This window comes from Enterobacter cloacae complex sp. I1M (genome assembly GCF_014982425.1).
In the GTDB taxonomy this organism is placed as follows: Bacteria; Pseudomonadota; Gammaproteobacteria; order Enterobacterales; family Enterobacteriaceae; genus Enterobacter; species Enterobacter intestinihominis.
In genome coordinates this window covers 87,735-101,743 of record NZ_JADCLG010000002.1, presented here as the reverse complement: position 1 = coordinate 101,743, position 14,009 = coordinate 87,735, and the positions used below count along the sequence as shown (strand labels likewise).

Below are 14,009 nucleotides of genomic sequence, written 5' to 3'. Positions count from 1 at the left end.
ACCCCCTGTGGGTGTCCTTCTTTACTGATTCACCCTGACGTCAGGGTTTAAATCGATAATATACAGAGGTGAGTATGAAAAAAGTGGTTCTGATGGCGCTGGCTCTCGGCCTTTCACTGCCCGCGATGGCGAGTGAAAAAGTGATTGATATGTACAAATCTGAAAACTGTGGCTGTTGTTCCCTGTGGGGCAAGGCGATGGAAAAAGACGGGTTTGAAGTACGAACTCACGTCATGAATGATCAGGCGCTGTCAGCCCTGAAAGAAAAGCATGCTATTCCTGCAGGACTGCGAAGTTGTCATTCCGCGGTTGCCGGTAATTTGATCATTGAAGGCCATGTGCCTGCGACAACGATACATAAGGCAATGCAGTCTGGTTCAGGTATATACGGTCTCGCCACCCCCGGTATGCCAGCAGGAAGTCCTGGAATGGAGATGGGAGCCCGAAAAGAGGCTTACGATGTTATCGCATTCTCACCGGATGGAAGTAAAAAAGTCTTCCAGCGAATCGAATAGTCAGCGGAACGGCTGATAACGGGACGCCGGTAGCAGGCACTCCTGTGCCGGCGATATTCGTGGTAATCGCATCCATGACATACCCTGAAGACAGAAGATGCTTCGGTATGCATAAGGAGAGTTACTGTGAAAAATGACAATGCAGTGCAACACAACAACCAGACTGCTTCTGAGCAGACATTATCCCCGGACGAGGGCCACGTATTGCATAAGGTGAGAGATCCCGTGTGCGGGATGGCCATCCTGCCCGACAGGGCGCACAGCAGCATTCGATACCAGGACCATCAACTTTATTTCTGCTCCGCCAGCTGTGAGAGTAAATTTAAAGCCCATCCCGATCGTTATCTTACCGAAGATGCCAGTGAACATTCCCATCACCATCACCACGATCATCACGAAGTCAGCCCTGATCAGATAAAACAGCCTCACCACCAGGCGGAAAAAGAGAATTCTGAAGGTGTGTGGACATGTCCGATGCACCCGGAGATACGCCGCAGTGGTCCCGGAAGCTGTCCTGTCTGTGGAATGGCACTGGAGCCGCTCGTAGCTACGGCATCCACGGGGCCGAGTGATGAACTTCACGACATGACAAGACGCTTCTGGCTGGGGTTGTTGCTGGCGTTTCCGGTTCTGGTACTCGAAATGGGATCTCATCTGTTTCCCGAGTTGAGGAATACAGTACCGCCACAGTACAACACATGGCTGCAGCTGCTTCTGGCCTCCCCTGTCGTGTTGTGGTGTGGCTGGCCATTCTTCGCCCGGGCCGGAATGTCGTTACGTAACCGCTCCCTGAATATGTTTACCCTTGTTGCAATGGGGACCGGCGTAGCCTGGGTTTACAGCGTCATTGCAACCGTCTTCCCCTCCTGGTTTCCTGCATCGTTCAGAAACATGGATGGCCTGGTGGCCGTTTATTTTGAAGCCGCAGCAGTTATTACGGTGCTTGTTCTGCTGGGACAGGTTCTTGAGCTGCGGGCACGGGAACAAACCTCAGGCGCCATTACTGCGCTTCTGAACCTTGCCCCCAAAACCGCCAGACGGCTGGATCATGACGGTCATGAAACGGATATTAATGCGGAAGATGTCCTGCCTGGCGATAAGCTCCGCATCAGATCTGGAGAGAGTATTCCGGTCGACGGTATCGTGATCGAAGGCAAAACAACCGTTGATGAATCGATGGTGACCGGGGAATCTATGCCGGTTACCAAAACGGAGGGTGACCCTGTCATCGGGGGGACCATTAATCAGACAGGGAGTCTCATCATCCGTGCAGAGAAAGTCGGTGATGAAACAATGCTCTCACGAATTGTTCAGATGGTCGCTGATGCACAGCGTTCGCGTGCCCCCATCCAGAGAATGGCTGACAGCGTTTCAGGCTGGTTTGTTCCTCTGGTGATACTTATCGCGGTTGTTGCTTTCGTGATCTGGTCTGTCTGGGGGCCCGAGCCCAGGATGGCGCACGGTCTCATTGCGGCTGTGTCGGTCCTGATTATTGCCTGTCCCTGCGCGCTGGGGCTGGCCACGCCGATGTCGATAATGGTGGGGGTGGGCAAAGGAGCCCAGGCCGGGGTGTTAATCAGGAATGCCGAAGCCCTTGAGCGTCTTGAAAAAGTGGACACGCTGGTTGTCGACAAAACAGGCACGCTCACGGAAGGTTCGCCTACGGTGACAGGGATTATCAGTCTCAATCCGGGTGGGGAAACATCTCTTTTGCGTGTAACAGCCGCAGTGGAAAAAGGCTCGCAGCATCCGCTGGGTATGGCAGTAGTTAAAGCAGCACAGGAAAAGGGGATCGCAATACCCGCAGTCACTCATTTCGATGCACCGTCGGGTAAAGGTGTCTCAGGCGATGTCGAAGGTCAACGGGTTGTTATTGGTAATGAACTGGCTATGCAGGAAAACAGTATAGTTATTGATAATCAAAAGGCCGTTGCGGATACGTTGCGGATGGAAGGCGCTACCGTTATCTATGTGGCCACAGACGGGGACCTTGCAGGCCTGATAGCTATCTCGGATCCCGTGAAAACAACCACGCCGGATGCGCTTAAAGCTTTGCGTCAGGCGGGGATCCGCATCGTTATGCTCACCGGGGATAACCAGCTTACTGCTGAAGCAGTCGCACGGAAACTGGGAATAGATGAGGTTGAAGCCGGAATTCTGCCGGATGGCAAAAAAGCAGTGATAACCCGACTGAAAGAGTCTGGCCATGTGGTTGCGATGGCCGGAGACGGTGTGAATGATGCCCCGGCGCTGGCAGCGGCTGACGTGGGTATAGCCATGGGAACGGGTACAGATGTGGCAATTGAAAGTGCCGGAGTCACCCTTCTCAAAGGCGACTTGATGATACTGAACAGGGCCCGTCATCTGTCAGAGATCACCATGAAAAATATCCGTCAGAATCTGTTTTTTGCATTTATCTACAACGCACTTGGCGTGCCTGTGGCTGCAGGTCTGCTTTATCCTGTGTATGGAATACTGCTGTCGCCAGTTATTGCGGCGGCGGCCATGGCTCTTTCCTCCGTCAGCGTCATTGTGAATGCGTTGCGTCTGAAAAGTGTCAGGCTCGGGAAATAACACTGAGTGAAGGGTCAGTTACGAACAGAAGGAGTCCAGTATGAAAAGTACCACCTATGCGCTTATTGCTGTCGCCGCGATCGCGGCATTTGCCCTCCTGCGCGAACACTGGTCACATGTGGCAGGTTACTGGCCATATCTGTTATTGCTGGTCTGCCCGCTAATGCATCTTTTCCACGGCCACGGAGGGCATGGAGATCATCAACATCACGGAAGTGAAAACGATAAAAAAAATTAATCCGGCAGACGGGGCCGCGTCGCGGTCCCGTTATCAGTCCAGGTATCGTTCGTAGTCTCTGGCATGCGCAAAGGCATGCTGTTCGAGTTTGTTATCAGCGGGTGCCGCTGCCCGGAACGCCAGAGAGTTAACAGGGTTGTTATTGATGACCAGCTCGTAATGCAGATGAGGACCGGATGAACGTCCGCTGTTACCGGATAACGCAATAGCACCTCCCCGTGTAACCCTGGCCCCTTTAGTAACGAGTATTTTATTGAGGTGGAGATAGCGAGTTTTAACACCGGCTTTTCCCGTTACTTCAACAAAATATCCCATGGTACTGTTGTGTTCGGCCCGGGTGATTTTTCCGTCGATGACGCTGACTATTTTCGTGTTCATGGGCATGGAATAATCAATGCCATTATGGGGACTCACTTTTCCCGATACCGGGTTAAGTCTTGCAGGATTGAAAGGCGAACTGAGTCTTGCTGTGGCCGGTAACGGATAATCGAGACTGCCTTTCCCGGAAGTATCGGAAAGGTTATAGAACTTTTTATCTGATATACGATACGCCGTGTAATTAAATGAACCGGACGTAAATTTATAGGCCACGACACGTGATTTTCCCGCTTTCTTTTGCAGTACGAGTTTTAATGATTCATTTTTTTTCAAATGCCGCAGATTAAACCGGGAAGGCAAGGAGCGCTGAAGAGTAGCGATCTCGTTCGATTCCAGCCCCGAGCGGGTGGCTGAAAGGTAGGCATTTTCTTTTACGACATCGGTAGAATACATTTACTGGAATTCGCCGTTAGCATGAACACTGCGGCGTATGCTAGGGGTTTTCAGGAGGCGTGTCATCTGTCAGTTAATCGGGAGCACCGTTGATGGTCGTCATTTTTGTAACATATCTTGTTTCCCGTTTGCTCCTGAAGCTCTGGGAACTGTATGACCAGCCCGACGGTGATGATTAACGGGACTGAAACAGGTTACGGCAGAGCAATATGGGGCTCATGTCCTGCTACGTAACCCGTCAGTAAAGCCCTGCTGCGCACCTGACGCTAAGCACTAACCCGCCTGCAGTTACCTGGTCGAATACAGCCCGCGAAGCTTTCTTGCCTGCGTCTGATGTGCTTCCGCACCGGCATTATTGACCTGCTCATGCACGAGAGCGGCTTTTTCTCCGGCATTCAGTTCGTTAAAAGAAGAAGACGAGGTCTTTGAATTTGCATCACTGCCGGACAGCATTTTTTTATGTTCCTCAATCATTTTCTGATGCGCATAGGACGCGCTGTTGTTCATAAATGAATGAGCAACAATGGCCCTTTCATGTTCATTCATTTCAGAGAATGAGGGCGTGTTGTTTTTATTAACCCTGTCCGGTAAGTTTTCATGCGTCGAGGAATTCACATGACTGACGGCTGAGGCATTATTAACAAATCGATGTGCTTCATGGGCAATATCACTGGACTGAGCAAAAGCTGCCCCACAAAATAAAGCTGTAAACGCAGTGGTCGTGATTAATATATTCATGTGTAATTACCTTCTGAGGTACATAAAAGATGTCCTTATGATCATATATAAAAATAATCAACCTGTGGGGAAGATGACGTAAATGTAATACAGCTATGTACATTACACGATTGTAATGAATTTGTTTCTTAAGGTGTGCTAGATTCATTTCATTGTAAGTGGATGAACCAGTAATTTAATTTAAATCGGTTCTCGAATTCTGTCAGTAACCATACTTTAAATAAGGGAATGCGCATGCTGTTGAAAACGTCTCGACGAACTTTCCTGAAGGGGTTAACCCTCTCTGGCGTAGCCGGAAGTCTTGGCGTATGGAGTTTCAATGCGCGTTCCAGTCTGAGCCTGCCAGTTGCCGCATCCCTGCAGGGTACTCAGTTTGACCTGACCATTGGTGAAACGGCCGTCAATATCACGGGCAGTGAGCGTCAGGCCAAAACAATCAATGGAGGCCTGCCGGGGCCCGTTCTTCGCTGGAAAGAAGGTGACACCATTACCCTGAAGGTCAAAAACCGTCTTAATGAACAGACGTCCATTCACTGGCACGGCATTATTCTTCCGGCCAATATGGATGGTGTTCCGGGGCTGAGTTTTATGGGCATAGAGCCTGATGATACCTACGTTTACACCTTTAAGGTTAAGCAGAACGGGACTTACTGGTACCACAGCCATTCCGGTCTGCAGGAACAGGAGGGGGTATACGGTGCCATTATCATCGATGCCGGGGAGCCAGAACCGTTTACTTACGATCGTGAGCATGTGGTCATGTTGTCTGACTGGACCGATGAAAATCCTCACAGCCTGCTGAAAAAATTAAAAAAACAGTCGGATTACTACAATTTCAATAAACCAACCGTTGGCTCTTTTTTCCGCGACGTGAATACCAGGGGGCTGTCAGCCACCATTGCCGATCGGAAAATGTGGGCTGAAATGAAAATGAATCCGACTGACCTCGCGGATGTCAGTGGCTACACCTACACCTATCTCATGAACGGGCAGGCCCCGCTGAAAAACTGGACCGGACTGTTCCGTCCCGGTGAAAAGATACGCTTACGGTTTATCAACGGCTCGGCAATGACCTATTTCGATATCCGTATCCCCGGGCTGAAAATGACGGTCGTGGCTGCAGATGGCCAGTATGTAAACCCGGTTACCGTTGACGAATTCAGGATTGCCGTTGCCGAAACCTATGATGTCATTGTGGAGCCTCAGGGTGAGGCCTATACCATCTTCGCACAATCCATGGACAGGACCGGTTACGCTCGAGGGACACTGGCCACGAGAGAGGGGTTAAGTGCTGCCGTTCCCCCCCTCGATCCCCGTCCTCTGTTGACCATGGAAGATATGGGTATGGGGGGAATGGGACATGATATGGCAGGAATGGACCACAGCCAGATGGGAGGCATGGATAACAGCGGAGAGATGATGTCTATGGACGGTGCTGACCTTCCGGATAGCGGGACATCCTCCGCGCCCATGGATCACAGCAGCATGGCCGGTATGGATCATTCCCGGATGGCCGGAATGCCGGGTATGCAAAGTCATCCTGCGTCAGAAACGGATAACCCACTGGTTGATATGCAGGCGATGAGCGTCTCTCCGAAGTTAAATGATCCGGGTATTGGTCTTCGAAATAACGGAAGAAAGGTTCTCACGTACGCGGATTTGAAAAGCCGCTTTGAGGATCCTGACGGACGTGAACCTGGCCGTACCATAGAACTGCATTTAACCGGCCACATGGAAAAGTTTGCCTGGTCATTTAACGGAATCAAGTTTTCAGATGCCGCACCGGTGCTGCTGAAATACGGTGAGCGGCTCAGGATCACGCTGATCAACGATACCATGATGACTCACCCCATTCACCTGCATGGTATGTGGAGCGATCTGGAAGATGAAAACGGTAATTTCATGGTTCGTAAACACACAATAGATGTTCCCCCTGGTACAAAACGCAGTTACAGAGTGACAGCAGATGCGCTTGGCCGCTGGGCGTATCACTGCCATTTGCTCTATCACATGGAAATGGGAATGTTTCGTGAAGTCCGGGTGGAGGAATGATGCGAATGAAGAGAAATTTGAAGGCCATACCTGTTCTGGTCGCCGGTTTGTTTACCTCACAGCTTTCTATTGCGGCGGGCTCCGTCTCTGCAGATCCCCACGCCGGGCACGACATGTCTGCCATGCAGATGCCAGCAGATGAGAATTTCACTGAGATGACGTCAATGGAGCCCATTGTAACTGAGAGCAGAACGCCAATTCCGCCTGTTACCGATGCCGACCGGAAGGCTGCATTCGGCAATTTACAGGGGCATGCGATTCACGACAGTGCGATTAATTATCTGGTTCTGCTGGATCAACTGGAATGGCAACGGTCGGATAACACCAACAATTTCAGCTGGAGTGTTAACAGCTGGATTGGAGGCGACACAGATCGGATTTGGCTAAAGAGTGAAGGTGAACGAAGCAATGGGGAAACGGAGGCGGCTGAAGCGCAGTTACTCTGGGGACATGCGGTTGGCCCATGGTGGGATTTGGTTGCGGGTGTCAGGCAGGATTTCAGACCTGCTTCTGCCCGGACCTGGGCTGCTGTCGGTTTTCAGGGGCTGGCACTCTATAATTTTGAGTCTGAAATTACGGGTTTTGTCAGTAATGGCGGAAAAGCAGCCCTTCGTCTGGGAGGAGAATACGACGTTTTACTGACTAACCGGCTCATACTCCAGCCATCCTATGAGGTGAATTTCTACAGTCAGGATGATGAATCGCGGGGTCGCGGCAGGGGACTGACTGACACAGAGCTGGGGCTCCGGCTGCGCTATGAAATACGCCGTGAGTTTGCACCCTATATAGGCGTTTCCTGGAATCAACTTTACGGGAAAACATCCGATATGGCGAAAAGAGAAGGTGAGAAAGACCATCAGGTAGTATTCCTGGCGGGAGCCAGAATCTGGTTTTAACGCACTGATATAAAACACTCAACTAAACAGGTAAATAAAATGTCGATTTTAAATAAAGCCATTCTTACAGGTGGCCTCGTTATGGGCGTTGCTTTCTCTGCTATGGCCCATCCGGAATTAAAAAGCTCTGTGCCACAGGCTGATTCAGCCGTAGCGGCCCCGGAAAAGATTCAGCTTAATTTCTCGGAAAATCTGACCGTGAAATTCTCAGGTGCAAAATTAACGATGACGGGTATGAAAGGCATGTCATCACATTCTCCGATGCCGGTCGCGGCAAAAGTGGCGCCAGGCGCTGACCCTAAATCGATGGTCATTATTCCGCGAGAGCCTTTACCCGCTGGCACTTATCGTGTTGACTGGCGCGCGGTTTCTTCAGATACGCACCCTATTACCGGTAATTACACCTTTACAGTGAAGTAATATTATGAACGACCTGATTATGATTGTTATTCGTTTTCTTCTTTATCTGGATTTGATGGTAATATTTGGATTGCCATTTTTTCAGATATATGGAATAAGCGGTGTCAGACATGAAACCTATAACCTGACTAATTTCAGGTCGTTTATAACTTTTGCTGTTGTTACAGGCATCATTCTTACTGGCATTAATATGCTCCTGGTATCTAATGCCATGAGTGGAGTAACTGACCTCAGAGAATTATCCATCCATGTTATCGAGATGGTGATAGAAGAAACTGATGTGGGTATTAGCTGGATTGTCAGGCTCTGTGCCCTGTTTACCACACTCGGTGCTTTGTTCCTTTACACTAATAAGAGAGTATTGTCCTGCCTGCTGATGACGATGAGTGGGGGCGTGGCGCTGGCTACACTTGCCTGGGGAGGACACGCCGTTATGCATGACGGTCTGCATTACTATCTCCATTTACTGAGCGATCTGACCCATCTCGGCGCTGCAGGTGCCTGGACAGGTGCTCTGGTTGCATTTGCTATCCTGCTGATGCGCAGAAACGAGCATAATGCACAGAGCGTCATTGTGATATCTGACTCCCTGGCAAAATTTGCCACGGCAGGAACGGTGATTGTTGTAGCCCTGATCCTGAGTGCGCTGGTCAACTATCTGTATATTGCTGAGGGTAACTTAACTCCCTTATTCAACAGTTCCTGGGGGAGGATATTGCTTGCCAAGACGGCTCTGTTTGTTCTGATGCTTCTTCTGGCTGCAGCAAACCGGTTTCACCTGGGTCCCCGGCTTGAAGTTATGGTCAGGGAAGGGAATTATGATCGCAGCGTTGCCCTGATGCGAAACAGCATCCTGACAGAATTCGTTGTTGCGATTATCATTCTGGGCGCCGTAGCGTGGCTCGGAATGCTTGCTCCGTCTCAGGTCAGCTAGGGGACAGCCAAAGCTCATGCGTGAGATTTTTACTTTCATATCAGCGAGTTGACCATGCAGCGTATTTTAATCGTTGAAGACGAACAAAAAACAGGTCGTTACCTGCAGCAGGGACTGGTTGAGGAAGGCTATCAGGCCGATCTCTTTAATAATGGCCGCGATGGTCTCGGGGCCGCGTCGAAGGGACAGTATGATTTGATAATACTGGACGTGATGCTGCCTTTCCTCGACGGGTGGCAAATCATCAGCGCACTGAGGGAGTCCGGGCACGAAGAACCGGTCCTGTTTTTAACCGCAAAGGACAACGTGCGGGACAAAGTGAAAGGACTGGAGCTTGGCGCAGATGACTACCTGATTAAGCCCTTTGATTTTACGGAGCTGGTTGCACGTGTAAGAACCCTACTGCGCCGGGCACGCTCGCAGGCCGCAACAGTCTGCACCATCGCCGATATGACCGTTGATATGGTGCGCCGGACCGTGATCCGTTCGGGGAAGAAGATCCATCTCACCGGTAAAGAATACGTTCTGCTTGAGTTGCTGCTGCAACGCACCGGAGAAGTGTTACCCAGGAGTCTTATCTCGTCCCTGGTCTGGAACATGAATTTTGACAGTGATACGAATGTGATTGATGTCGCCGTGAGACGTCTGAGAAGTAAAATTGATGATGACTTTGAGCCAAAACTGATCCATACCGTTCGCGGTGCCGGATATGTCCTGGAGATCAGAGAAGAGTGAGGTTCAAAATTTCCCTGACCACACGCCTGAGCCTGATTTTTTCTGCGGTGATGCTTACGGTATGGTGGTTATCAAGTTTTATCCTGATTAGCACCCTTAATGGCTATTTCGATAATCAGGACCGCGATTTTCTGACAGGTAAACTTCAGCTCACCGAAGAGTTTCTTAAAACAGAGACGTTCAGGAACAAAACGGATATTAAGTCATTATCAGAAAAAATAAACGATGCGATGGTGGGGCACAATGGCTTATTCATTTCTATAAAAAACATGGAAAATGAAAAAATTGTTGAACTCTATGCCAAAAATTCTGTTGTTCCAGCGGTCCTGCTTAATAAGTCGGGTGATATTCTCGACTATATGATCCAGACGGAAGAAAATAACACCGTGTACCGCAGTATCTCGCGGCGGGTTGCCGTGACGCCGGAACAGGGTAAAAGCAAACATGACATCATTACGGTTGCCACGGATACTGGGTATCACACCCTGTTTATGGACAAACTCAGTACCTGGCTGTTCTGGTTCAATATCGGTCTGGTCTTTATTTCTGTTTTTCTGGGCTGGCTGACCACACGTATTGGTCTGAAACCGCTACGGGAAATGACCAGTCTGGCTTCCTCCATGACCGTACACAGCCTGGATCAGCGTCTAAATCCCGATCTGGCTCCGCCGGAAATCTCTGAGACCATGCAGGAGTTCAATAATATGTTTGATCGCCTGGAGGGGGCATTCCGGAAACTGTCAGATTTCTCGTCTGACATCGCGCATGAGCTGCGCACACCAGTCAGTAATCTGATGATGCAGACGCAGTTTGCACTGGCTAAGGAAAGGGATGTTTCGCATTACCGCGAAATTTTATTCGCTAACCTGGAAGAACTGAAAAGGTTGTCACGAATGACCAGTGACATGCTTTTTCTGGCACGTTCAGAGCATGGTCTGCTGCGGCTGGATAAACATGATGTGGATCTGGCAGCCGAACTGAATGAATTACGTGAGTTGTTCGAGCCCCTGGCAGACGAAACAGGAAAGACAATCACGGTTGAAGGAGAGGGCGTTGTTGCCGGAGACAGCGATATGCTCCGACGTGCTTTCAGTAACCTGCTTTCCAATGCAATCAAGTATTCTCCCGATAACACCTGTACAGCGATACACCTTGAGCGTGACAGTGACTGTGTGAACGTGATGATTACGAATACGATGTCCGGCCAGGTTCCCGCTAATCTGGAACGTTTGTTTGACCGGTTCTATCGCGCAGACTCATCAAGGTTCTACAACACGGAAGGCGCGGGGCTGGGATTATCAATTACAAGGTCGATCATTCATGCTCACGGCGGCGAGCTGTCAGCAGAACAGCAGGGGCGTGAAATTGTGTTCAAAGTGCGCCTGTTAATGGATTAATCCCGTTGTTCAGGAGAAACCTGGAAGGTGACAAAATTGTCATCATTCAGTCACGCGATAAACAGAGGCGGTTTTTTATAATTATTCATAAATCAGGAGCAGCGTGATAACACAATCACCTGGTTCCTGGAGTGATGATTAACCCGCCCTGAGATCAACTGCTTTCTCTGTTATAAGCCATTGATTGTTTGGGTATGTAAACACCGGAGACCCAACCATGAAAAAGATTCTCGTATCATTTGTTGCCATTATGGCTGCCGCTTCATCTGCCATGGCTGCAGAGACAATGAACATGCATGACCAGGTAAATAATGCACAGGCACCTGCCCACCAGATGCAGTCATCTGCTGAAAAAAGTGCAATTCAGGGAGACAGCATGACAATGATGGATATGAGCAGTCACGATCAGGCCGCAATGTCCCATGACATGATGCAAAACAGCAATTCTGCTGCCCACCAGGACATGGCTGAAATGCATAAAAAAATGATGAAAGCTAAACCCGGAGCTACCAACGAAACAGCAAAGTCATTTTCTGAAATGAGCGAGCATGAGAAGGCCGCAGCTGTACATGAGAAGGCGAATAATGGTCAGTCTTCCGTTGTTCACCAGCAGCAGGCTGATAAGCATCGCAGTCAGATCACCCAGAATTAACCCGCAGCTCCACTTGTTAGACCCTCATTTGACGCCGAAGTCACTGGCTTACGCTCCCGTCCGGGAGCGTTTTTTTTCCCATATATCAAACTTTAACTCTGAAGAGGTGGAAGTATCTGACCAACACTGTCACGTAACGCCAGATAACTACAAAAACACCTTTTTCCTCCTGTAAATTGCAGTTCCTGCAAGAACATCAAGGCATAATGTTGGAACAGCGTGTGATACACACTTAGCATCATGTTTTGTATGTGTTTTTTTAAAACTTTACAACTTTAAAGTCTTTTTCAGGTTAAAGGATACAACTTTAATGTCTCTACACAGCTGAGGGTAAATGACAAGCGGGCGCGGTCATTCATCATTGCATTTTAGGGGCTGACGGCGACGTCAGTCAGGTGTACAACGTCCAGAATATTGCTGGCGGCCACGGTTCCCATCTTGATGTATGACGCTGCGCTGACGCCGCCAATATGCGGCGAAATGATGACGTTATCGACGGTCTGCCACAGGTTCGGGGCGGTCAGTGGCTCGCTGTTAAAGCTGTCGAGTGCCGCGCTGTGCAAGGTTCCATCCTTCAGCGCGTGTAACAGGGCTTCATCGTTAATTAACCCGCCGCGCGCTGTGTTCACCAGAATCGCGTTACGTTTACAGTGCGCGAGCGTGTCTGCGTTGATCATTCCTCTGTTGTCGTCAGTGAGCGGACAATGCAATGAGATAACATCGGCACGGGATAAAAGGTCGGGTAAGGTGTTTGCCCGTTCACAACCAGATGGCATCGTTTTAGCGTAAGGATCATACGCCACAATCTGCATGCCGAATGCCTGCCCCACCAGCGCAACCCGCGAGCCAATCGCCCCCAGACCGATAAGCCCCAGCGTCATGCCTTCCAGCTCGATCGATTTGTGCGTGGCTTTATCCCAGTGCCCGTCGCGCAGGCGTTTATCAAGGGTGACCACCGATTTGGCACAGGCAAGAATCAATGCCCAGGTATGTTCTGCAACCGCTGCCGCATTGGCGCCGGGGGCGGAACGAACGGCGATATTACGCGCCGCTGCCGCTGGCTGGTCTATCACGTCAATGCCGCTTCCGTGTTTCGATATAACCTGTAATGCAGGGGCTGCATCCATGATCCTTGCGGTTATTTTGCCGTAACGCACCAGGATGGCCACAGGATTGTGCCGTTCGCACAGCGTAACCAGCTGATCTTCTGTGGGCTGGTGACCGGCATACACCACGTCAAAGTCTCGCAGCATGTTGACAGCCTGGTCCGCCAGGTCGCATCCCGTGACCAGTACAACGCGTTTGTCTTCCATTACAGCGTCTCCCCGTCAGATAACATGCCTGCCTTACGCAGCGCGTTGTTAAGCCAGTGTGGACGTAAATCGCCCTCACGAATAGCAGCAAGACGTCGGGTCTCTGTTTCGAGTTTCCCTTTGGCCATGGCGATAACGGCCTGCACTTCATCACGCGGGATCACCACCACGCCGTCGATATCCGCGACCACCAGATCTCCGGCTCGTACCGTTGCACCAGCGATAGAGATGGGGTGATTAACCCGGCCAGGAATGGATTTTGTCGGGCCACAGGGGTTAAGACCGGCGGCGAAGACGGGGTAGTGCCCTTTACTCAGGGTATCGGCATCACGTACCGCCCCGTCAATGATGATGCCCGCAATACCGCTTGCCTGGGCCTGCGTCGCCATAATCTCACCGAGCAGCGCACAGGTCAGGTCGCCTTTCCCGTCAACAACCAACACATCGCCAGGCTGTGCTACGGCCATTGCGGCATGGATGGCCAGATTATCTCCCGGGCGCACCTCCACGGTGACTGCCGGGCCCGCAACGGCCATGTGAGGCGCGAGCGGTTTGATACGACCATGGAGTGTACCGCGGCGACCGGCAACATCCGCCAGAATGGCGGCCTGATACTCGGCAGCCTGGTGAACCTGTTCAGCCGATACGCGTTCGACCTGACGATTAATCAATGATTTTTCAGAAACGGACATATATGCCTCCATATTGTTTTACTGTGTACAATGCAGGTGTACAATACAAAACAACTATAGCGGTGTTACTTTCCCATTAGCC

Annotated in this window: 14 protein-coding genes; 10 read left to right on the top strand and 4 right to left on the bottom strand. The window is 50.5% G+C overall.

Features of this window, described 5'->3' with window-relative positions; translation table 11 throughout:
* Window positions 1-74 precede the first annotated feature (74 nt).
* The 3 genes from INF86_RS00750 to INF86_RS00740 all read left to right on the top strand — a co-directional run bounded on the left by INF86_RS00750 (window position 75) and on the right by INF86_RS00740 (window position 3,327).
* A complete protein-coding gene (locus INF86_RS00750; RefSeq protein ID WP_000758225.1) occupies window positions 75-515 on the top strand; it encodes a DUF411 domain-containing protein in 441 nt (146 codons plus the stop codon).
* A gap of 126 nt (window positions 516-641) precedes the next feature.
* On the top strand, window positions 642-3,089 hold the full coding sequence (silP, locus tag INF86_RS00745; RefSeq protein WP_023314990.1) for an Ag(+)-translocating P-type ATPase SilP: 2,448 nt from the start codon (window positions 642-644) through the stop codon (window positions 3,087-3,089).
* Window positions 3,090-3,129: 40 nt separating this feature from the next.
* Window positions 3,130-3,327, top strand: coding sequence for a DUF2933 domain-containing protein (locus tag INF86_RS00740; protein ID WP_000843494.1), 198 nt, complete (start codon window positions 3,130-3,132; stop codon window positions 3,325-3,327).
* 33 nt (window positions 3,328-3,360) lie between these two features.
* Here the strand turns inward: INF86_RS00740 and INF86_RS00735 are convergent, their stop codons facing one another.
* Together INF86_RS00735 and INF86_RS00730 are read right to left on the bottom strand one after the other, a co-directional pair.
* Window positions 3,361-4,098 (bottom strand): peptidoglycan DD-metalloendopeptidase family protein, encoded by a 738-nt coding sequence (locus tag INF86_RS00735; RefSeq protein WP_023314989.1) that lies wholly within the window; start codon window positions 4,096-4,098, stop codon window positions 3,361-3,363.
* A 288-nt stretch (window positions 4,099-4,386) separates the two neighbouring features.
* Window positions 4,387-4,836 carry a copper resistance protein gene (locus INF86_RS00730; RefSeq protein WP_001023257.1) on the bottom strand — a complete coding sequence of 150 codons (450 nt, stop codon included), beginning with the start codon at window positions 4,834-4,836 and terminating at the stop codon, window positions 4,387-4,389.
* 234 nt (window positions 4,837-5,070) lie between these two features.
* Here INF86_RS00730 and pcoA point away from each other — a divergent pair, with 234 nt between their 5' ends.
* The 7 genes from pcoA (at window position 5,071) to pcoE (ending at window position 11,922) form a co-directional block, all read left to right on the top strand.
* Window positions 5,071-6,888 carry a multicopper oxidase PcoA gene (gene pcoA / locus INF86_RS00725; protein ID WP_000925240.1) on the top strand — a complete coding sequence of 606 codons (1,818 nt, stop codon included), beginning with the start codon at window positions 5,071-5,073 and terminating at the stop codon, window positions 6,886-6,888.
* 5 nt (window positions 6,889-6,893) lie between these two features.
* Complete coding sequence (gene pcoB, locus INF86_RS00720; RefSeq protein WP_001378118.1) at window positions 6,894-7,784, top strand: copper resistance outer membrane transporter PcoB; 891 nt, start codon at window positions 6,894-6,896, stop codon at window positions 7,782-7,784.
* A gap of 39 nt (window positions 7,785-7,823) precedes the next feature.
* Entirely contained in the window at window positions 7,824-8,204 is a 381-nt protein-coding gene (pcoC, locus tag INF86_RS00715; protein ID WP_000025662.1) for a copper resistance system metallochaperone PcoC, read from the top strand.
* A 55-nt stretch (window positions 8,205-8,259) separates the two neighbouring features.
* On the top strand, window positions 8,260-9,138 hold the full coding sequence (gene pcoD, locus INF86_RS00710) for a copper resistance inner membrane protein PcoD (protein WP_229692861.1): 879 nt from the start codon (window positions 8,260-8,262) through the stop codon (window positions 9,136-9,138).
* A gap of 54 nt (window positions 9,139-9,192) precedes the next feature.
* Window positions 9,193-9,873 carry a copper response regulator transcription factor PcoR gene (pcoR, locus tag INF86_RS00705; protein ID WP_001188930.1) on the top strand — a complete coding sequence of 227 codons (681 nt, stop codon included), beginning with the start codon at window positions 9,193-9,195 and terminating at the stop codon, window positions 9,871-9,873.
* Entirely contained in the window at window positions 9,870-11,270 is a 1,401-nt protein-coding gene (pcoS, locus tag INF86_RS00700) for a copper resistance membrane spanning protein PcoS (protein WP_193543138.1), read from the top strand. The genes pcoR and pcoS overlap by 4 nt, the downstream gene beginning before the upstream one ends.
* A gap of 217 nt (window positions 11,271-11,487) precedes the next feature.
* A complete protein-coding gene (pcoE, locus tag INF86_RS00695; RefSeq protein WP_000723069.1) occupies window positions 11,488-11,922 on the top strand; it encodes a copper resistance system metallochaperone PcoE in 435 nt (144 codons plus the stop codon).
* Between the two features lie 368 nt (window positions 11,923-12,290).
* On the opposite strand, the gene INF86_RS00690 is transcribed toward pcoE, so the two are convergent.
* Together INF86_RS00690 and INF86_RS00685 are read right to left on the bottom strand one after the other, a co-directional pair.
* Window positions 12,291-13,235, bottom strand: a complete 945-nt coding sequence (locus INF86_RS00690; protein WP_063152543.1) for a hydroxyacid dehydrogenase — start codon at window positions 13,233-13,235, stop codon at window positions 12,291-12,293.
* Window positions 13,235-13,927: an RraA family protein gene (locus INF86_RS00685; RefSeq protein WP_193543137.1), complete on the bottom strand. Its 693-nt coding sequence runs from the start codon at window positions 13,925-13,927 to the stop codon at window positions 13,235-13,237. The genes INF86_RS00690 and INF86_RS00685 overlap by 1 nt, the downstream gene beginning before the upstream one ends.
* Window positions 13,928-14,009 lie beyond the last annotated feature (82 nt).